This window comes from Flavobacteriales bacterium (assembly GCA_030584065.1).
In the GTDB taxonomy this organism is placed as follows: domain Bacteria; phylum Bacteroidota; class Bacteroidia; order Flavobacteriales_F; family PHOS-HE28; genus PHOS-HE28.
Genome location: CP129489.1, coordinates 2,396,566 through 2,414,858, shown reverse-complemented (window position 1 = coordinate 2,414,858; position 18,293 = coordinate 2,396,566). Strand labels below are relative to the sequence as shown.

21 protein-coding genes and 2 tRNA genes are annotated in these 18,293 nt (G+C 64.1%); 3 read left to right on the top strand and 20 right to left on the bottom strand.

Features of this window, described 5'->3' with window-relative positions; translation table 11 throughout:
- Window positions 1-5: 5 nt before the first annotated feature.
- The 3 genes from QY325_10240 to QY325_10230 are packed head-to-tail and all read left to right on the top strand — an operon-like array spanning window position 6 to window position 3,452.
- Complete coding sequence (locus QY325_10240) at window positions 6-1,052, top strand: Wzz/FepE/Etk N-terminal domain-containing protein (GenBank protein ID WKZ65138.1); 1,047 nt, start codon at window positions 6-8, stop codon at window positions 1,050-1,052.
- The gene (locus QY325_10235; protein ID WKZ65137.1) at window positions 1,042-1,983 is read left to right on the top strand and encodes a hypothetical protein; all 942 of its coding nucleotides are present in this window, start codon (window positions 1,042-1,044) and stop codon (window positions 1,981-1,983) included. The genes QY325_10240 and QY325_10235 overlap by 11 nt, the downstream gene beginning before the upstream one ends.
- Window positions 1,984-1,985: 2 nt before the next feature.
- Window positions 1,986-3,452: an O-antigen ligase gene (locus QY325_10230; protein WKZ65136.1), complete on the top strand. Its 1,467-nt coding sequence runs from the start codon at window positions 1,986-1,988 to the stop codon at window positions 3,450-3,452.
- On the opposite strand, the gene QY325_10225 is transcribed toward QY325_10230, so the two are convergent.
- The 20 genes from QY325_10225 to QY325_10130 all read right to left on the bottom strand — a co-directional run bounded on the left by QY325_10225 (window position 3,445) and on the right by QY325_10130 (window position 18,233).
- Window positions 3,445-4,668 carry a PP2C family protein-serine/threonine phosphatase gene (locus QY325_10225; GenBank protein ID WKZ65135.1) on the bottom strand — a complete coding sequence of 408 codons (1,224 nt, stop codon included), beginning with the start codon at window positions 4,666-4,668 and terminating at the stop codon, window positions 3,445-3,447. The genes QY325_10230 and QY325_10225 overlap by 8 nt on opposite strands.
- A 2-nt stretch (window positions 4,669-4,670) precedes the next feature.
- Window positions 4,671-5,594 (bottom strand): UDP-3-O-(3-hydroxymyristoyl)glucosamine N-acyltransferase, encoded by a 924-nt coding sequence (locus QY325_10220; protein WKZ65134.1) that lies wholly within the window; start codon window positions 5,592-5,594, stop codon window positions 4,671-4,673.
- Between the two features lie 112 nt (window positions 5,595-5,706).
- Window positions 5,707-6,270, bottom strand: coding sequence for an elongation factor P (gene efp, locus QY325_10215; protein ID WKZ65133.1), 564 nt, complete (start codon window positions 6,268-6,270; stop codon window positions 5,707-5,709).
- Window positions 6,271-6,332: 62 nt separating this feature from the next.
- Window positions 6,333-6,824, bottom strand: a complete 492-nt coding sequence (locus tag QY325_10210; protein ID WKZ65132.1) for a sterol desaturase family protein — start codon at window positions 6,822-6,824, stop codon at window positions 6,333-6,335.
- A 4-nt stretch (window positions 6,825-6,828) separates the two neighbouring features.
- Window positions 6,829-7,215: an SRPBCC family protein gene (locus tag QY325_10205; GenBank protein ID WKZ65131.1), complete on the bottom strand. Its 387-nt coding sequence runs from the start codon at window positions 7,213-7,215 to the stop codon at window positions 6,829-6,831.
- A gap of 111 nt (window positions 7,216-7,326) precedes the next feature.
- Window positions 7,327-7,488 carry a hypothetical protein gene (locus QY325_10200; GenBank protein WKZ65130.1) on the bottom strand — a complete coding sequence of 54 codons (162 nt, stop codon included), beginning with the start codon at window positions 7,486-7,488 and terminating at the stop codon, window positions 7,327-7,329.
- A 3-nt stretch (window positions 7,489-7,491) separates the two neighbouring features.
- Entirely contained in the window at window positions 7,492-7,653 is a 162-nt protein-coding gene (locus QY325_10195; GenBank protein ID WKZ65129.1) for a hypothetical protein, read from the bottom strand.
- A 2-nt stretch (window positions 7,654-7,655) separates the two neighbouring features.
- Entirely contained in the window at window positions 7,656-9,002 is a 1,347-nt protein-coding gene (locus QY325_10190; protein WKZ65128.1) for a deoxyribodipyrimidine photo-lyase, read from the bottom strand.
- A gap of 1 nt (window position 9,003) precedes the next feature.
- Entirely contained in the window at window positions 9,004-9,684 is a 681-nt protein-coding gene (folE, locus tag QY325_10185) for a GTP cyclohydrolase I FolE (GenBank protein WKZ65127.1), read from the bottom strand.
- 8 nt (window positions 9,685-9,692) lie between these two features.
- Window positions 9,693-10,244: an isopentenyl-diphosphate Delta-isomerase gene (gene idi / locus QY325_10180; protein WKZ65126.1), complete on the bottom strand. Its 552-nt coding sequence runs from the start codon at window positions 10,242-10,244 to the stop codon at window positions 9,693-9,695.
- Between the two features lie 3 nt (window positions 10,245-10,247).
- Window positions 10,248-11,090, bottom strand: a complete 843-nt coding sequence (locus tag QY325_10175; GenBank protein ID WKZ65125.1) for a phytoene/squalene synthase family protein — start codon at window positions 11,088-11,090, stop codon at window positions 10,248-10,250.
- Window positions 11,087-12,574 (bottom strand): phytoene desaturase family protein, encoded by a 1,488-nt coding sequence (gene crtI, locus QY325_10170; protein ID WKZ65124.1) that lies wholly within the window; start codon window positions 12,572-12,574, stop codon window positions 11,087-11,089. The genes QY325_10175 and crtI overlap by 4 nt, the downstream gene beginning before the upstream one ends.
- A complete protein-coding gene (locus tag QY325_10165) occupies window positions 12,574-13,083 on the bottom strand; it encodes an RNA polymerase sigma factor (protein WKZ65123.1) in 510 nt (169 codons plus the stop codon). Before QY325_10165 ends, crtI begins: the two co-directional genes overlap by 1 nt.
- A 446-nt stretch (window positions 13,084-13,529) precedes the next feature.
- A tRNA-Val gene (locus QY325_10160) sits at window positions 13,530-13,604 on the bottom strand.
- Window positions 13,605-13,648: 44 nt separating this feature from the next.
- Window positions 13,649-13,726: transfer RNA gene (locus QY325_10155), tRNA-Val, on the bottom strand.
- A 31-nt stretch (window positions 13,727-13,757) separates the two neighbouring features.
- Entirely contained in the window at window positions 13,758-14,975 is a 1,218-nt protein-coding gene (locus QY325_10150; protein ID WKZ65122.1) for a folylpolyglutamate synthase/dihydrofolate synthase family protein, read from the bottom strand.
- A 1-nt stretch (window position 14,976) separates the two neighbouring features.
- On the bottom strand, window positions 14,977-15,732 hold the full coding sequence (locus QY325_10145) for a hypothetical protein (protein WKZ65121.1): 756 nt from the start codon (window positions 15,730-15,732) through the stop codon (window positions 14,977-14,979).
- A 102-nt stretch (window positions 15,733-15,834) separates the two neighbouring features.
- Complete coding sequence (locus QY325_10140; protein ID WKZ65120.1) at window positions 15,835-16,230, bottom strand: biopolymer transporter ExbD; 396 nt, start codon at window positions 16,228-16,230, stop codon at window positions 15,835-15,837.
- A gap of 6 nt (window positions 16,231-16,236) precedes the next feature.
- On the bottom strand, window positions 16,237-16,959 hold the full coding sequence (locus tag QY325_10135) for a MotA/TolQ/ExbB proton channel family protein (protein ID WKZ65119.1): 723 nt from the start codon (window positions 16,957-16,959) through the stop codon (window positions 16,237-16,239).
- A 50-nt stretch (window positions 16,960-17,009) separates the two neighbouring features.
- Window positions 17,010-18,233, bottom strand: a complete 1,224-nt coding sequence (locus QY325_10130; protein WKZ65118.1) for a Glu/Leu/Phe/Val dehydrogenase dimerization domain-containing protein — start codon at window positions 18,231-18,233, stop codon at window positions 17,010-17,012.
- Between the last annotated feature and the right edge of the window lie 60 nt (window positions 18,234-18,293).

Below are 18,293 nucleotides of genomic sequence, written 5' to 3'. Positions count from 1 at the left end.
CCCGCATGCAGGAGACCCTCACCAGGCGCAGAGCCCCCATGGCCGCTGCGTCCGAGCCGCCGCCCTTCGACCTCGTCCTTTACCTCTGGCAGCGCCGCCGGTTGATCATCGGGGTCACTCTGATCGGTCTGGCAGCCGGCGTTGCCGCCGCGTTCCTCATCACCCCGCTCTACCGCAGCGAGGTGATCATGTTCCCGGCCATCACCAACAGCGCCTCCAAGGCCCTGCTCAACGAGCAGGCTACCGGGCGCGACGACATCCTTGCCTTGGGCGATGAGGAGGACAGCGAGCAGCTCTTGCAGCTGCTGCATTCGGATGAGATCCGCGACAGGGTCGCCCAGCGGTTCAACCTCTTCGAGGTGTACCGCATCAAGCCCGACAGCCGCCACCGCAACAGCGAGCTGCGCGAGGCCTATCGCGACCACATCAAATTCGAGTACACCAAGTTCAGCAGCGTGAAGGTGGAGGTGAACGACCCGGATCCCCAGCGCGCAGCGGACATCGCCAACTTCATCTCGGCACAGGTGGACAGCGTGTGGAAGGAGATGGCCCGTGAGCGCGCCGAGAAGGGCCTTCGCATCGTCCGCAGCAAGGTGGAGCAGCTCGAGGCGGACATCTCCCAATGGCAGGACAGCATGCGCGTGCTGCGCGACCTGGGCGTGCACGACTACCATACCCAGACCGAGCGCTACAACGAGTATCTCGGCGCGGCCATCGTGAAGGGCGACCAGCGGGCCGTGAAGGAGTTCGAGGAGCGGTTCAAGGTCCTCGCCCAGTACGGCGGGGCCTATGTGACCCTGCAGGACCGCCTCTTCAACGAGACCAAGCGCCTGAGCATCCTGCGCATGAAGCTGGAGCAGGCCCAGGCCGACCTGGAGAGCGACCTTCCGCACAAATTCGTCGTCAACAGGGCCCAGCCGGCGGATAAGAAGTCCTACCCCATCCGATGGCTCATCGTGGCCATGAGCGGCATCTCGGCCTTCCTCCTGGCCTTGCTGCTCATCGTCATCCAGGAGAACGTGAACAAGGTGCGCGCATCCCATGGCCGCTGAGCTCAACTTCACCACTTTCCTTTCCGTCTTCCGGCGGAATGCGCGGCTCTTCGTCGCGGTTGGCGCCGTGGCCGCCATTGCATCAGCCATCCTCAGCGGACCTGCGTTCATGCCGCCGCGCTTCAAGAGCACGGCCACCGTCTATCCGGTGAACCTCAACAGCTACAGCATCGAGACGCGTACGGACCAGCTGCTGCAGCTCCTCGAGAGCAACAGCATCAGGGACAGCCTCATCAAGGCCTTCGATCTGCCCGCGAAGTACGAGATCGACACGGTGGCGAGCGGGGGCTACTTCGCGCTCTACAACGAGTTCAACGACCGTGTGGAGATCTCCAAGACGCGCTACGAGTCGGTGCTGATCGAGGTCGTCGACGAGGACCCCCGTGCCGCGCGCGACATGGTGCTCGCCATGCTGGAGCAGGTGAATCTCCTCGCACGACGCCTGCAGCGCGAGAAGAGCTACGAGGTGCTCGCGATCGCCGAGCGGGCGCTCGGCCATGAGCGCGCCAAGCTCGATAGCGTGGAACGGCGCCTTAATGCCCTGCGTCAGGAGGAGGGGCTGCTCAGCTACGAGTCGCAGGTGAAGGAGCTCACCAAGGGCTATGTGCGGATGCTCTCGAGCGGGTCATCCCAGGCACAGCGGGATGCCGTTCTCTCCATGATCCGCCGGCTGGAGGAGAAGGGCGGCGAATTCCGCGAGCTTACCGAGCTGAGCAACCTGTTCCGGTCCAACTACGACCGCCTGCTCACCGAGTACGAGAAGGTGGTGAACGATGTGACCAAGGAGCTCACCTATACGAACGTGGTGGTCTATCCCGAGGTCAGCGACAAGAAGGTCTACCCGGTGCGCTGGCTCATCGTCTCCACCGCCACGCTCTCCGCCCTCTTCCTCTGCTTCGTGCTGCTGGTCTGGCGCGACCATCGCCATTGATCATGGTGGGGGTCATCAAGCGGGAGTGGATCGGGGCGGCGTGCATCGCTTTCGTCCTGGCGAACGCAGTGCTCACGGCCATGGACTTCCCGTGGCTCGCGGTGCTGCCCGCCGCGCTGCTCGCAACCTGGGCCATGATCATGGTCCCGGAGCGCCTGCTTCTCTTCATCGCCTTCGCCACCCCGCTTTCCATCAATCTGGAGGAGCTCGATCTCGGCGGCATCGGGGTCTCGCTGCCCACCGAACCGCTCATGGTTGGCCTTATGTGCCTGTTCCTACTGAAGCTCGCGCTGCACCGCGGCCAGCTCGACGCCTCCTTCATCAGGCACCCCATCACCTGGATCGTGCTCGCGCAGCTCATCTGGATGGCCGTCTGCATCGTTCCCAGCAGCATGCCCATGGTGTCGGTGAAGTACCTGCTCGCCCGCCTCTGGTTCGTCACCTGCATGTACTTCCTGGCCAGCCGGCTGTTCCGCGACGAGCGGAACATGCACCGGTTCATGAAGGCCTTCCTGGCGGGCCTCATGGTCGTCATCGTCTACACGCTCTACCAGCATTCGCGCTTCCATTTCGAGCACGACCCGGCCCACTGGGTGATGAGCCCATTCTTCAAGGACCATACGAGCTACGGCGCCGTCATCGCGTTCATGCTGCCCTTCACCGTGGCTGCCGTGGCCATGCCCGGCTACTCACGCACGGAGCGGGGCATCGCGCTGCTGCTGCTCGTCGTGCTGGGCACGGGGCTCGTGTTCTCCTACACCCGTGCGGCGTGGCTAAGCCTGATGGGTGCCGCAGGGCTGTTCCTCCTGATGCGGTTCCGGGTCCCGGTCTGGGCGCTGGGACTGCTCCTCACCGTGGGGGGGGTGGGCTACGTGGTGAACCGCGACCAGATCACCATCGCCCTGGAGCGCAACCGTGAGGAGAGCAGCGATGACCTGAAGGAGCACGTGCAGTCCATCTCCAACATCAGCAGCGACGCCAGCAACCTGGAGCGGATCAACCGCTGGAACTCGGCCTTGCGCATGTGGCAGGAGCGGCCCCTGTTCGGCTGGGGCCCGGGCACCTACATGTTCCAGTATGCGCCTTTCCAGGCTTCTGAGGACCGCACGATCATCAGCACCAACTTCGGCCTGCAGGGCAATGCCCACAGCGAGTACCTGGGCCCGCTGGCCGAGCAGGGCGTGCTGGGCATGGGACTGATGGTGGCGCTGATTGCCGTCACCATCTATCGGGCGATCCGCCTGTACCAGCGCATGCCGGCCGGTGCCGATCGCAGGCTGGTCACGGCGGCCTTCATGGGGTTGGTGACCTACTACCTGCATGGCGCGCTGAACAACTTCCTCGACATGGACAAGGCTTCCGTGCCGTTCTGGGCCTTCACGGCCATGGTCGTGCTGTTCGACCTGAAGTACCCGCCGGAGCCTCCAGCTGAGCGCGCGGCCCGCCAAGGGGCGGAAGCGGTCAGCTGATGCGGCAGGTGAGCAGCGCGATGTCGTCCAGGTAGGCCTGCGCCCCCCGGTGCGCCTCGAATGCCGTGATGATGCGTTCGTTGAGCGCCTCCGGCGAGGTGCTGCCCGACTCCTGAAGGAGGCGCATCAGCGGCGCATCCTCGAACGCGATGCCCTCCGCGTTCTCCTGCTCCACCAGGCCATCCGTGTAGCACACCAGCAAGCTGCCGGCAGGAACTGCGGCCTCGCCGATGCGCAGGAAGGGCAATGCAGGCATCATGCCGAGTGCGATGCTGCCGTCGTGCAGCGTGCTGATGCGACCGCCATGGTGCAGCAGCGGGGCATTGTGGCCGGCGTTCGCATACCGGATAGACCTGTTGCGCAGGTCAAGGATGCCCGCGAAGAGCGTGATGAAACGCTCACCCCGTGCGCTCGCGAAGACGCGCTCGTTCAGGTGCCGGATCAGCTGTTCCAGGTCCAGCATGCCCGGTACCGACGCACGCAGCGTTGCTTGGAAGTTGCTCATCAGCAATGCGGCCGGGATGCCTTTCCCGCTCACGTCGGCCACGCAGGCGAGGTAGCGGTCATCGCCCAAAGGGATGAGGTCGTAGTAGTCGCCGCCGATCATCCGATGCGGCAGGTACCAAGCGGCGGCCTGGAGCGCTGCGGTACGCGGCAGCTCTGCGGGAATGAGCTGCTTCTGGACCTGGGCCGCCAGTTCCATGTCGCGCCGGTCGCGCTCCTGCTGCAGCTGCCGCTCGGCCATCCGGCGGTTCTCCAGGGCCACGGCCACCAGATTCGCCAAGGTCTGGATGAAGTTCAGGTGCTTCACCACCGGGCTCATGCGCTGTTCTTCCTCATCGATGTCGCCGATCAGCAGGAAGGCCAGCGGCCGGTCGCGGTGGAACACCGGTATCGCCACATCGAATGCGCCCAGGCGACCCTCGATGTCCGAATTGATCGTCTGGATGTCGGTGAAGGTGCCGAAGAGCTGCTCGGCATCCACGGCCGGGTCACGGTCCCGGTTGCCATAGCTCAGCACGCGCTCCCAGGTTTCCGTCCGTTCATAGAGACTGAGCCGGGTGATGCCGAGCTCATCGCGCACGATGCGCTCGAAGAGCTGGAGGAGGTCTTGGCGGCCGACATTGTTGTTGATCGCCTTGCTGACGTCGAGCAGGGTGCGCAGCTGGAATTCCTTCAGCTCCAGCCGCTCCACGATGCGTTCGAGCCGCGCCATGGCTACAGCCCCAGCTTTTTCGCGATCTCAGGCAGGCGGGCGCTAAGCGCGATCTCGCGGAGCTTCTGCTTCGCTTCGCGCGCAGGGGACCCTAGGTAGGTGCGGCCACCCTCCACGGACGACATGATGCCGCTCTGGCCGAGGATGACCGCCCCTTTTCCCACGCGTAGCTTGCTGGGGATGCCGACCTGGCCCCAGAGGGTCACGCCGTCCTCGATCACGCAGGCCCCGGCCACGGCCACGTGCGCGGCGAACAGGCAGCCCGCCCCGATGATCGTGTCGTGCCCGATCTGCACATGGTTATCCATCTTGGTGCCGCGGCCGATGCGCGTATCGGCGCTCACTCCACGGTCAACCGTGCTCAGTGCGCCGATCTCCACGTCGTCCTCGATGACCACGCTCCCGCAGGGCTCCATCTTGTCATAGCCCGTGGGTCGTTTCTTGTAGTAGAAGGGGTCCGCTCCGATCACGCTGTTGGCATGGATGGTGACGCGGTTGCCGATGGTGGTGCGCTCGTAGATCACCACGCCCGGATGGATGATGCAATCCTCGCCGATGGTGACGTGAGGGCCGATCACCGCGCTGGGGTGCACTTCGCTGCCTGCGCCGATACGGATGTCGGTCTCGGTCCAGCCCGCACGCGGCATGAATCGACGCACCAGGGCATTGTAGTCGCGGCAGGGGTCGGGGCTGATGATGATGGCCTTGCCAGCTGGGGGCTCCACCGCCTTGTCGATCAGGATCGTGGTAGCCGCGCTCTGGAGCGCCTTGTCGTACCACTTGGGGTGGTCCACATAGACCAGGTCGCCTTCGCTCACCCGGTTGATCTCGTTGAGGCCGGTGACCAGCCGATCGGTCAATCCCCTTGCCTCCCCACCGATGAGGCGCGCGATCTCTGCGGCAGTGTACGGTTGCTGAAGCTGCACGGTGAATGGTTCGCCGGTAAAGGTAGGCGGGCGCCCCGTGCGCACCGGTGGCCCCGGAAGGATGAGGGAGCCCCGCCGACAGGCGGGACTCCCGGATGCTTCCACGGTTGGCCTACTTCTTCACCCGGTCGAGGTACTCCCCGGTCTCGGTGTCCACCCGCACCACGGTGCCGGCCTCCACGAAGATGGGCACCGAGATGTCGGCACCGGTCTCCAGTTTGGCCTGCTTCATCACCTTGTTGCTGGTGTCGCCCTTCACGGCATGCTCCGCTTCGGTGACCAGGAGCTCAACGGTCTTCGGAGGGCGCGCGAAGATGGGCGTGTCGCTCTCGAAGCCGATCTGCACCACCATCTCCTCCTTGAGGTATTTCATCGCATCGCCGAAGAGCGCCACCGGGATGTACTTCTGGTCATAGGTCACCTGGTCCATGCAAACCAGATTGTCCCCCTCGCGGTAGAGGTACTGCAGCTCATGCACCTCCACGCGCAGCACCTCCATGCTCTCGCCGCTGCGCCAGCGGTGCTCATTGAGCTTGCCGTTGCGCAGGTTGCGCATCTTGCCCTGGTAGAAGGCGCGCAGGTTGCCCGGCGTGCGGTGCTGCCATTCCATGATCTGGCAGATGTCGCCGTTGAAACGGATGTAGGAGCCGATGCTCACGTCAGCGGTGGAGGCCATATCCCAAGCGTTGAAAAGGGCCGCAATAATAGGGGTTTGGCGCGGAAGCGCGCCCTGCCGGCTCAGGCTTTGACGCCCCCCTGCTGCGCCAGGATGCGCTTGGCCTCGCGGTAGTACTTCATCGGCACGATGAGCATGCCGAAGCACTCGCCATGCTCCTTGCCCAGGTGCTTGTGGTGCACCTTGTGCGCACGGCGGATGGCCAGGAAATAGGGGTTCTTCGTGTTGCGCAGCCACTTGATGCGCTGGTGGATGAACACTTCGTGCACGAAGAAGTAGAGGAGGCCGTAGATGAGAATGCCCAGCCCGATCCATAGGTAGGGCGTGTGCAGGCCCTTGAGGCTGCCCACGATGAAGAGGATCATGGAAGGGATGGCGAAAATCAGGAAGAAGGCATCGTTGCGCTCCAGGAAGCCGTAGTGGTCCTTCTTGTGGTGGTCGGCGTGCAGCACCCAGAGGAAGCCGTGCATCACGTACTTGTGGGTGGCCCAGGCCACGAACTCCATGACGAAGGCAGTGGCTGCAACGATGCCGATGATGGCCCAGATGGTCATGCGCTCAGAACGCCGCCGAGGACGAACCAGTTCGCCTCCGGCCTGCGAAAAGTACGTCGAGCACGGCCCAGCGGTGGTCGAATATACGCTTGAGCCGGGGCTTCACCACCAGGTCGTGGAGCGCCTCGCCCAGGGCGCCGAACGGCATCTCATACTCCACCCGGTCGCGCATCAGCACGCCTTCCGCGGTCTCCTCGAAGGTGTGCAGGTGCCACCAGCGCTTGTATGGGCCACGGAGCTGGGTGTCAACGAAGCGGTAGGGCGCCTGCACTTCCTCGATGCGGGTCACCCAGGTCACCGGAATGCCCAAGAGGGGCTTCACCGAGTAGGTGATGAGCTGCCCGGTGTGGGCGGGACGGTCATCGAAAGGCTCGCGGATGACGAACCCCATGTCCGGGGGAGTGATCCGGGCCAGATTCCTTGGAGTGCTGAAGAACTCCCATGCCTCTTGCAGGCCTGTGCGAAGGAGCTGCTGCCGCTCAAGCACCCGTACCGCCATTGCTCAGTCGAGAACGATGAGTTTCGGATACCGCTGGCGCCAGCGCTCCAGGGCAGCCTTCGAGGATACGGTGATGACCGTGCGCGAATCGAGCCGCACCTTGGTCTCCTTGACGCCCGCCTTCATGGGGCGTTCGAGGATCAGAGCTGGTTTCTTGCGGGGCATGGCTCAGCCGATCACCTCGAGCTTGGGATAGCGCTGCTTCCAGAATTCCAGCGCTTTCTGGCTCGCGAGGGTGATGACGGTGCGGGCATCCAGCCGGACCTTGATCGCTTTGATGCCATCCTTCACCGGCTGGGTGAGGATCAGGGATTTCTTCTTGCGGGGCATGGCTATGCGAAGAGTTGGGTTTGTTGTGTGTGTGGCGTTCTTCCTGCGGCTGACAAGGCCTGCTTGTAGACGCTTATCGCCCGTTCTCGGGCTGCTTGATGAACGACCATTGGACGCACATAGTTTGCCGATCCATACTCCGGCACCCAGTACTTGACATATTTTAACTCGGGGTCGAATCGTTCCAGCTGCAATTGGGGATTGAATACGCGGAAGTAGGGGGCTGCGTCACAGCCTGAGCCTGAGGCCCATTGCCAGCCTCCGTTGTTGCTGCTCAGCTCAAAGTCGAGCAATTTCGCCGCGAAGTAGGCCTCCCCCCAGCGCCAGTCGATGAGGAGGTGCTTGGTGAGGAAACTGGCCACCACCATGCGGACCCGGTTGTGCATCAGTCCGGTGGCATTCAATTCGCGCATCCCGGCGTCCACCAAGGGATACCCTGTCCGGCCCGCACACCAGGCCTTGAACCCGGCCTCGTCCGCACGCCACGCGATCTGGTCGTACGCAGGCTTGAAGGCCCGCTCCGGGTGCGGGAAATGCCAGAGTACCTGCATGAAGAACTCCCGCCAGATGAGCTCGTTCAGGTACTTCGGGCTCGTCTCGAGGCTGCGACGCACCAGTTCGCGCACGCTCACCGTGCCGAAGCGCAGATGGGTGCTCATCCGGCTGGTCCCGGTCACGGACGGGATGTCGCGTGTGCGGTCATAGTTGCGGAGCAGTTCATCCGTCAAGGTGGAAGGTGGGGCCTGCAGGTCGGTCGGCTTGAACCCGATGGCCTCCAACCTGGGCAGCGGGAGGGCAGCGCTCTTCCAAAGCCGGTCCAACCGGTCCTCGCTGCGGTGGGGCGCGGCCATCTCCGGCGTGAACTGCGCCCGCCATTTGCGCATGTAGGGGGTGTACACGGTGTACGGCCCGCCATCATCCTTCACCACCTCGCCGCGCTCGAAGATGCTGATGTCCTTGAACGTGCGGAAGGGCACGCCATGCGCGGCCAGCAACTCGCCCACCGACTTGTCCCGCGCGATGGCGTAGGGTTCGTGGTCGTGATTGGTGGTGACCGCCGCGATCTCGTACTGCGCCAGCAGCCGTTCCCAGACATCCAAGGGACGCCCATGTTCCACCAGCAGGGTGGAGCCGCGCTTGACGAGTTCCGCCTGCATGCCGCTCAGGGCGCGGTGGATGAAGTCCACCCGCCGGTCGGCCTTGTCCTCCAGCTTGTCGAGGATCTCCGTGTCGAAGATGAAGAGCGGGAGCACATTGCCATGCTCGCTCAGCGCGCGGAAGAAGCCATGGTTGTCGGCCAGGCGGAGGTCGCGCCGGAACCAGTGGATGCTGATGCGTGGCTTGGACACGTCAGCGCTTGAGGTAGGTCAGGAACTCGTTGCGCACCTCCGCTTCCTCGAAGCGACCGCTGAAGTGCGAGGTCACGGTGCTGCTGCATTCGTCCTTCACGCCCCGCAGTTTCACGCACATGTGCTCGGCGTCGATCAGCACAGCCACATCCTCCGTGCGCAGCACACGCTTCAGCTCGGCGGCGATCTGCTCAGTGAGTCGTTCCTGCACCTGGGGCCGCGCAGCGTAGTGCTTCACGATCCGGTCCAGCTTGCTGAGGCCGATCACCTGTCCGCTGCTGAAGTAGGCCACGGTGGCCTTGCCGATGATGGGCACGAAGTGGTGCTCGCAGAAGCTGTGCACGGTGATGTCGCGCTCCACCAGCATCCCTTTGTAGCCGAACTTGTTGGCGAACAAGGTGGGCTCGGGGCGCGTGGCGGGGTCCAGCCCGCTGAACACCTCGTTCACGAACATCTTGGCCACGCGTTTGGGCGTGCCCTGCAGGCTGTCGTCGGCGAGGTCGAGGCCCAGCGTCTCCATGATGCCGCGGAAGTGCTGTTCGATGCGGTGGATCTTCTCCTCGGGCGAAAGCGCGAAGGCATCGTCACGCATCGGCGTGTCGATGGAGGCCGGATGGTCCTCGTGCAGAAGCTCAGTGGGGGCGGCCAGCGGGATCACCGCGCCGTTGCGTTTCATCAGCATGGGTCTGTTCAGTTGGTGGTGGGTGCGCTTTCGCGCAGTGCTTCACGCACCTGCTCCCAGCAGATGCGCAACCAGGCGGTGTAGCGCTCGGGATGCCGGGTCAGTTCGGCGTCCAGTTCATTCAGGTGGATGTAGGTCCAATCATCGACCTCCTCGGGGTTCGGACGGACATCCCCGCTCCAACGGCCGAAGAGGACATGGTCCAGTTCATGCTCGATGAGGCCGTTGTCGAAGTCTGCCCGGTAATGGAAGCTGAAGCGGTGCTCCACGGGCGTGTCGATGCCCATCTCCTCCATCAGCCTGCGACGCGCAGCATCGGCCACGGACTCTTCCGGACGGGGATGGCTGCAGCAGGTGTTGGTCCACAGGCCTGGGCTATGGTACTTGCCCGCCGCGCGGCGCTGCAGCAACAAGCGGCCCTGGTCGTCGAACAGGAAGACGCTGAAGGCCCGGTGCAGCGCACCTTCCTGATGAGCGCGCAACTTGCCCATGGTGCCCACGGGCTCGTCGCGCTCGTTCACGAGCAGCACCAGTTCCTCATCCATCGCGTGGTCCTGCATGGCTCAGAGCATGCCGAAGCTGTGGCGCAGGTAGCTGGTGGTGAGGAGTGCGATCTTCCGGCGGTTGCGCACGCGCACGCGCTCCTGCATGATGCGGCCTGCGGGCAGCGCCTTGATCTTGCGGAAGAGGTTCACGTAGTAGATGTAGGCCATGTACACGCCGAACCGGGCACCCTTCGGCAGTTGCCGGATGCCCTCCAGCGCCGCATCGAAGTCGGCTTGGATGTCCGCCTCGATGGTGCGCTTGGTGTCCTCATCCCAGCGGCTCAGGTCGATGCCAGGGAAATAGGTGCGGCCCAGGTTCTGGTGGTCGTCCTTCAGGTCGCGCAGGAAGTTGACCTTCTGGAAGGCCGCGCCCAGCTTCATGGCCGCAGGCTTCAGCTTGTGATAGAGCGCATCATCGCCTTCGCAGAACACGCGCAGGCACATCAGGCCCACCACTTCCGCGCTCCCGAGGATGTAGGTCTCGTAGCTCCGCTGGTCGTGGGCGGTGTCCGTGAGGTCCATCGCCATGCTGTCCAGGAAGGTGTCGTACAGCTCGCGCTCGATGTGGTACTCGTTCACCACCTTCTGGAAGCTGTGCAGAATGGGGTTGAGGCTGATCCCCTCCGCGATGGCGCGGTAGGTGTCCTCGCGGAAGCGCTTCAGCAAGTCGTTCTTGTCATAACCATGGAAGGTGTCCACGATCTCGTCCGCGAAGCGCACGAAGCCATAGATGGCATGGATCGGCGCATGGAACCGCTTGTCCAGCGAACGGATCCCCAGGGAGAACGACGTGCTGTAGCTGTACGTGGTTTGCCTGCTTGCCTTCAGGCAGACCTTATCGTAGAGTGCGATGGTGTTCATGCCTTGATGGGGTTGCGTGCGAATTCCTTTTCGATCAGTTCGGCAACCACCTGCCCGCTGATGATCGCGGGTGGGACGCCGGGGCCGGGCACGGTGAGCTGCCCGGTGTAGTACAGGCCCTGCACCTTGCGACTTTTCATGCTGGGGCGCAGGGGGCCGGTCTGCATGATGGTGTTGGCCATGCCGTAGGCGTTGCCGCGGAAGGCGTTGTAGTCGGCCAGCAGGTCGTTGATGCTGTAGCTGCGCTTCACCACCACATGCGGGCGCGGGTCGAAGCCGAGGTGCCGGCCCAGGCGCTCCATCACCAGGTGGTAGTAACGCTCGCGGGTCTCTTCGCGGTCATCCAGCCCCGGAGCGATGGGGATCAGGATCACCATGTTCTCCTGGCCGGCGGGCGCCACCGAGGGGTCGGTCTTGCTGGCGCAACTGGTGTAGAACAGGGGCTTGCTGGGCCACGCGGGGTTGTCGTAGATCTCCGCGCTGTGCTGGTCCAGCGATTCGTCGAAGAAGAGGGTGTGGTGCTCCAGGTCCGGCAGCCGTCGGTCGAAACCCAGGTAGAAGAGCAGCCCGCTGGGGGCCATGGTGCGCTTCTTCCAGTAATCAGGGCTGTAGCCGCGCTGGGCTTCTGGCAGCAGTTCCTGGTCCACGTGGTGGTAGTCGGCACCGGCCACCACCAGGTCCGCACGCAGCACACCGGAGGTGGTCTCCACGCCCACGGCCTTGCCGTTCTCCACCACGATCCGCTTCACCGCCTCGTTGCAGCGGATGGTGGCACCCTGCTTCTCCGCCACGCGCACAAAGGCATCCACCACCTTGCCCATGCCGCCCATGGGGTACCAGGTACCCAGTTCCATGTCGGCGTAGTTCATCAGGCTGTACAGCGCGGGGGTGTTCTGAGGAGCGGCGCCCAGGAAGAGCACCGGGAACTCCATCAGCAAGCGGAGCCGTTCATCGGTGAAATGGGCCTGCACGTGTTTGCGCAGGCTGCGGAAGACCTTGGTCTTCAACAATCCCCCGATCAGGCCCGGGTGCATGTACTCGCCCCAGCTCAAGGAGGGGCGGTACACCAGTTCACCCATGCCCAGGTCGTACTTCAACTTGGCCTCCGCCAGGAAGCGGTCCAGCTGGGCTCCGGCACCTTTCTCCTTGCTGTCAAAGAAGGCCCGTAGGGCGATCGGGTCGGCCGGGATGGCCCACTTCTCCTGGGGGCCGAAGACCACGCTGTAGCTCGGATCGAGCCGCACCAGCTGGTAGTGGTCGCTGGTCTTTTCCCCGAACTCGGCAAAGAACCGGTCGAACACCTCGGGCATCCAGTAGAAGCTGGGGCCCATGTCGAAGGTGAACCCGCGGTCGCTCCAGGTGCGTGCCCGTCCACCGGGCTCGGCGTTCTTCTCGAGCACCGTCACGCGGAAGCCCCTCCGTGCCAGCGAGGCGGTGGCGGCCAAACCGGCGAAGCCGGTTCCGATGACCACGGCGTCCTTCATCAGGATGCGATGTGCTTGTCGGAGAGCATCTCCTGCAGGCGTTGACGGGCCTGGTGGATCCGGCTCTTCACGGTGCCGATGGGAATCCCCATGTGCTCGGCGATCTCGTGGTACTTGTAGCCTTCGTGATGCATGGTGAACGGGGTGCGGAACGCGGGATCCAAACGCTCCAAGCTACGGCTGATCTCGTCCATTCGCACCGTGGCCTCAGCGCTTGCCGGCGTCTCCACCCGTCGTACCTGGGTCCGTTCGCGCTCCACGGAGTCCATGATCACCCGGGTCCGCTTCGTGCGGCGGTGACCATTGATGAAGGTGTTCTTCATGATGGTGTACACCCAAGCCTTGAAGTTGGTGTTGTCACGGAACTTGTCCCGGAAGGTGATGGCGCGGAGCGTGCTCTCCTGCAAGAGGTCCAAGGCATTCTCCCGGTCCTTGGTCAAGCTCAGCGCGAAGTAGAAAAGCTGCTGGCGCAGTCCGATCAGCTGTTGGTTGAACTCGAGGGTGGACATGTGATTGTGTTTAATGATTTGGCTGAATGGCTGGACAAAGATGAGGCGAGTTGTCTAAGAAACAAGAAAAAAACATGAACAAAATTTATCGAAGCAGTTAGTGTGCTGGTATTCAGTTGAATACAACTTGAGGCTCGCCGTGAATCCGAGGTGCGACGCTGCACTGGAGCCGGCTCGTAAGACCTCCTGGGGGCTGATTTGATGCTGCTGCGGGTCTCCATATGCCTGGGAGTCCGCAGGGACGCCCATTACGGGAGGGCCGGTCCGTTCGGTGGAGCGGAGGATTGATGCATGCACGGGCGGTGACTACCCCCAGCGCGGCTACCCCCTACGATGGAGCTGCAGCAGGGAATGGCCAGTCGGGCATGGGCACTGAGGCGAGGCGGTGCCCGGGCTCTTCTTCGGCGGGGTCGGAAAAGAAAAAGCCCCGGCTTTCCGGGGCTTCGTGGGACCTACTGGATTCGAACCAGTGACCTCATGCGTGTGAAGCATGCGCTCTGAACCAGCTGAGCTAAGATCCCGAATGGCGCGCGAATGTAGGAAAGAACGGCGACCCTGGGGGCCCTGGTGGAAGCAGCCGGATTCGAACCAGCGACCCTCTGCTTGTAAGGCAGATGCTCTGAACCAGCTGAGCTATGCTTCCGGAACGAGGGCGGCAAATATAGACAGCCGGCCTAAAGGGCTTCGGCCACCACGAACACGCTTCCGGTCACCAGCACCAGGTCGTTCGCGCCGGCCTCGTTGCGCGCGGCCTGCAAGGCTGCGGCAACGGAGGGGTGGCACATCCCTTGGAGCGCATGGAGCGCGGCTTTCCGGCATAGCTCACCGGCGTCCATCCCGCGCGGGATGTCGGCCTTGCAGAAGTGGTAGCGGGCATGCTTCGGCATCAAGCGCAGGAGGGCGTCGACGTCCTTGTCGTTCGCCATTCCCAGCACCACATGGAGGCGGTCGAATCGGGCGTGCGCGAGCAGCTCATTCACCACGCGCATGCCATCCACGTTGTGGGCCACATCGGCGATGGTGAGCGGCGCCTGTCCGATGGTCTCCCAGCGCCCGCGCAGCCCCGTGCGCGCCGCCACTTCCTCGAAGCCAACGGCGATGGCCTGGTCCGGAATGCACCAGCCGCGGTCCCTCAATTCCTCGATTGCGGCCAGGGCCGTGCGCGCATTGTGCAGCTGGTGTGTTCCGGCAAGGCCGACGCGATAGGGCAGGGGGCGTCCACTGTTTACGAAGGAGATGGGCGCATGCTCCCGTGCGGCTTTCCGCCGGAACACCTCGGCCACTTCGCCTTCTGCCTCGCCGACGACTACGGCCGCCTTGGCCTTGATGATGCCCGCTTTCTCCGCCGCGATGCGCTCAAGCGTGTCGCCGAGGAATTGCATGTGGTCCCAGCCGATATTGGTGATGACGCTCACCTCGGGGTTCACCACGTTGGTGCTGTCCAAGCGGCCGCCCATGCCTGTTTCCAGTACGGCAATGTCCACCTGCCGCTCGCGGAACCACCAGAGCGTGAAGGCCACGCCCCATTCGAAGAAGCTGGGCGCAATGGGCTCGAATGCGGAGCGGTGCCCTTCCACGAAGCGCGTGACCGTTTCCTCATCCACCATTGCCCCATTGATCCGGAACCGCTCCCGGAAATCCTTCAGGTGCGGCGAGGTGTGGAGGCCCACGCTGTACCCTGCGCATTGCAGCGCGCTGGCGATGAGCGAGCTGGTGCTGCCCTTGCCGTTGGTGCCCGCCACGTGCACGCACTTCAGCCCACGCTCCGGATGGCCCAGCGCCTCCATCAGCGCATGGGTGTTCCGCAGATCCGCCTTGTACGCCGCTTGTCCCACCCGCTGGAACATGGGCAGCTGCGCGTAGAGGTACGCGAGCGTTTCCCGGTAGGTCACCTTACTCCAGTTCGAAGATGAAGACCAGCAGGCCCATCTGCTCGGCGGGCCCATCGGTACGTGCGGAGAACGTGCACTGCATCGCACCCTTCTTGGCGATGTTGAAGAGCACCTGGCTGGTGGTCGTGCTCTTGTCGAGGTTCTGCGTCACGCGTGTCACCCTGCCTTCGCGGTCCACCCAGATGTTGAGGGCAACCTTTCCGCCGTGGTCCGGCTTGTCCGAGATATTGGGGCCGCGCATCAGGCCCCGGCCCTCCAATCGGCCTTCGAAGCCGCGGCCTTTGAAGTCGCCCACGCCGCCGCCGCCGGGCTGCGAACCGGGCGTGTTGCTGCCTCCGGGGTTCGTGTTGCTGTTGTCGGCCGGGTTCGTGCTGGGCGTGAACAGCGAGTTCGGGTTGGGCTTGGGAGGCTTCGGGGTCTCCGGCTTCGGCTGCGGCTTGGGCTTGGGCGTTACCGGCTTGGGGGCCTCAACGAGGCTCTCGTCCTCGGTGGCCACCTCCTCTGGAGTGCTCGTGGCTGGCGTGGGCACGGCCGACTCCTGGGGTGCGCCGGGGTTGGGCATGGGGTCGCCCCCGGTGAGACCGCCCGCGCTCTCGAAGACCAGCTCGACGCTCTCCTCCTCCGGCAGCGGATTTGGCTGCGTGAGGCCGAAGAACAGGAACAGCAGCGTCACCAGGGCATGGAATACCAAGGTGACGATGATGCCCGTGCGCCGGTCTCGCTCCTGCTCCCGATGCTGCATGGCGATGGTGCTCATGGCCTGGGTGTTCTAACTGATCCTGTGCCGATCAACCCTCATCGGCCGCTGGCGCGGCTGGCTCGCTTGCACTCACGGTCCGGGCGCGACATGTCGCGCCCCCTACTCGGGCTTGGTGGCCAGGATGATCTTCCATTTGTTCCGCTTGGCAATGTCCAGCACGCTCACGGTGATGCCGGTGGGCACGCTCTGGTCAACGTGCATCACGATCGCCTGGTCCGTGGGGTGCTTGCTCATCTCGTCCTTCAGTACACCCTCGAGGTCGGCCGGTTCGATCAGGCGGTTGTTCACGCTGTAGTGCTGGTCGGCATCGATGCGGACGGCCACCTTGGGCTTCTCCTTGGTCTTGTTGGCGCTTTTGGGCAGGTCCACCGGCAGGGCGTAGGGGCTCACCAGCGTGCTCACGATCACGAAGAAGATGAGCAGCAGGAAGACCAGGTCGGTCATGGAGCTCATGCTGAACCCCGCGTCCACCTTGTGTGTGCTTCGCAGTGCCATGGCGCCCTACTTGGCGGGTGATTCGAGCACGTCCATGAAGGCGATCGTAGTGGCTTCCATCTTCTGCACCACCTTGTTCACACGGGCGGTGAGGGTGTTGTAGGCCACGTAGGCGATGATGCCGATCACCAGGCCCGCCACCGTGGTGACCATGGCCTGCATGATGCCGCCGCTGAGCTGGCTGATCTCCACGCCGGAGCCGCTGATCTTCATGGTGTGGAAGGTGACGATCATGCCGATGACGGTGCCGAGGAAGCCGATCATGGGCGCGGCGCCCGAGATGGTGGCCAGAACAGGGAGGCCCTTCTCCAGCTGGTAGATCTCCAGCCTTCCCGCGTTCTCGATGCTCACCTCGATGTCCTTCATGGGCTTACCGATCCGGCTCAGGCCCTTGTCCAGCATCCGGGCCACGGGGGTGGAGGTCTGCGCGCAGAGGTTGCGGGCGCTCTCGATCTTCCCTTCGTGCACGTAGTCGCGGATCTTGCTCATGAAGTCCTTCTCCTCCTTCAGCGCCCTGCGAATGGCCATGGCGCGCTCGATGATGAGGTAGATGGCGATGAGGCTCATGATGCCCAGTGGCCCCATGATGTACCAGCCCCCGTCCACGATGAGCTGCCAGATGGAGATGGTCTCCATCACGGGCTCCGCGGGCGCTGCCGCGGTCTGCTCGAGCAGCTGGCGTGCGGCGTCGGTATTGTCCTGGATCTGGGCGAAGAGCGGGAGTTGCATCGGGCGTGTTCGGGTTGGATGGGAACGCGGGCGGCGGCCTGCGTATTTTATCAGCTGAGCTTGGCGAGTGCGATCTCGAAGGCGGTGCGCGTCAGGTGCAGGCGGTGAGGGTGGCGGGCGTGGCAATCCTCCAGAGCCTTCCCGATCACCGTGCTCACGTCTTCGAAGATGGCCCGGTCCGTGAGCGGGCTGCCGGGCTGCATGCAATAGGCGAAGACCCGGGCCATGCCGCAGTTGGCGATGAAGTCGGGAATCACGCTCACCTTGTGGTCGGCGTGCTCGGCGATGGGGCCGTAGAAGATCTGCGGGTCGGCGAAGGGCACGTTGGCGCCGCTGCTGATCGCCTCCAGGCCGGCCTTCGCCATGCGGTCCACCTGGTCCTGGGTCACCAGGCGGCTGGCGGCGCAGGGCAGGAAGACCTCGGCCCCGATGTCCCAGATGCGCGCGTTGACCTCTTCGAAGGGCAGCATATCCTGCATGCGGAGCGCGTTGCCGGCCTTGTCGGTGAAGAGCCGCCTCACCTCCTCGGCGCTGAAACCCTCGTGGCGCATAGCACCGCCGTGGCGGTCGATGATGCCCACAATGCGCGCGCCCTGCTGGGCCAGGTAGTAGCCTGCGGCGGCGGCCACGTTGCCCCAGCCCTGCACGATCACGCGCTTGCCCCTCACCTCGCCGCCATACACCCGGTAAAAGTGGCGAACGCTCTCGGCCACGCCCCAGCCGGTGATCATGTCGGCCACCGCATACTTGCCGGGCACGGGCACGTAGGCGGTGTCATCCACCACCTTGCTCACGCCCTCGCGCAGCTGGGCGATGGCCTTCAGCTTCACCTCGTCCTGCGTGCCGATGTGGCCGTTCACCACGCCCTCCTGGGGATGGCGCAGGCCGTAGCGCTCGGTGATGGGGATCACGTCGTGCAATTCGTCCACGTTGAGGTCGCCGCCGGTGCCGTAGTAGGTTTTCAGCAAGGGCATCACGGCCTTGTACCAACGGTCGAGCACGGCGTTCTTGCGCGGGTCGGCGGGGTCGAAGTCGATGCCGCTCTTGGCCCCGCCGATGGGCGGGCCGCACACGCTGAACTTCACCTCCATGGTCTTGGCCAGGCTCTCCACCTCGCGCTTGTCGAGGCCCTTGCGCATGCGGGTGCCGCCACCGGCCGCGCCGCCACGCAAGCTGTTGATCACCACCCAGCCACGGGCGCCGGTGGGTGCATCGTTCCACTCGAAGACGATTTCGGGGGCGCGCTCCTCGAAGCGCTTCAGGGCATCACGCATTCCGGTACAGGTGGGGCGAAAGTAGTCTGCCCGCTTCCCCTGCCCCTGCAGCGCGTGTGG

Bases quoted from the DNA above. Each gene is read 5' to 3' on its own strand.
- idi (WKZ65126.1), bottom strand. From the start codon at position 10,244: ATGCAGGACCACGCGATGGATGAGGAACTGGTGCTGCTCGTGAACGAG.
- QY325_10145 (WKZ65121.1), bottom strand. From the start codon at position 15,732: ATGAGCACCATCGCCATGCAGCATCGGGAGCAGGAGCGAGACCGGCGC.
- QY325_10205 (WKZ65131.1), bottom strand. From the start codon at position 7,215: ATGGGGTTCGTCATCCGCGAGCCTTTCGATGACCGTCCCGCCCACACC.
- QY325_10165 (WKZ65123.1), bottom strand. From the start codon at position 13,083: ATGTCCACCCTCGAGTTCAACCAACAGCTGATCGGACTGCGCCAGCAG.
- QY325_10235 (WKZ65137.1), top strand. From the start codon at position 1,042: ATGGCCGCTGAGCTCAACTTCACCACTTTCCTTTCCGTCTTCCGGCGG.
- QY325_10130 (WKZ65118.1), bottom strand. From the start codon at position 18,233: ATGCGTGATGCCCTGAAGCGCTTCGAGGAGCGCGCCCCCGAAATCGTC.
- crtI (WKZ65124.1), bottom strand. From the start codon at position 12,574: ATGAAGGACGCCGTGGTCATCGGAACCGGCTTCGCCGGTTTGGCCGCC.
- QY325_10195 (WKZ65129.1), bottom strand. From the start codon at position 7,653: ATGCCCCGCAAGAAGAAATCCCTGATCCTCACCCAGCCGGTGAAGGAT.
- QY325_10210 (WKZ65132.1), bottom strand. From the start codon at position 6,824: ATGACCATCTGGGCCATCATCGGCATCGTTGCAGCCACTGCCTTCGTC.
- QY325_10175 (WKZ65125.1), bottom strand. From the start codon at position 11,090: ATGAACACCATCGCACTCTACGATAAGGTCTGCCTGAAGGCAAGCAGG.
- QY325_10230 (WKZ65136.1), top strand. From the start codon at position 1,986: ATGGTGGGGGTCATCAAGCGGGAGTGGATCGGGGCGGCGTGCATCGCT.
- QY325_10240 (WKZ65138.1), top strand. From the start codon at position 6: ATGCAGGAGACCCTCACCAGGCGCAGAGCCCCCATGGCCGCTGCGTCC.
- QY325_10135 (WKZ65119.1), bottom strand. From the start codon at position 16,959: ATGCAACTCCCGCTCTTCGCCCAGATCCAGGACAATACCGACGCCGCA.
- QY325_10200 (WKZ65130.1), bottom strand. From the start codon at position 7,488: ATGCCCCGCAAGAAACCAGCTCTGATCCTCGAACGCCCCATGAAGGCG.
- QY325_10225 (WKZ65135.1), bottom strand. From the start codon at position 4,668: ATGGCGCGGCTCGAACGCATCGTGGAGCGGCTGGAGCTGAAGGAATTC.
- QY325_10140 (WKZ65120.1), bottom strand. From the start codon at position 16,230: ATGGCACTGCGAAGCACACACAAGGTGGACGCGGGGTTCAGCATGAGC.
- efp (WKZ65133.1), bottom strand. From the start codon at position 6,270: ATGGCCTCCACCGCTGACGTGAGCATCGGCTCCTACATCCGTTTCAAC.
- folE (WKZ65127.1), bottom strand. From the start codon at position 9,684: ATGCTGATGAAACGCAACGGCGCGGTGATCCCGCTGGCCGCCCCCACT.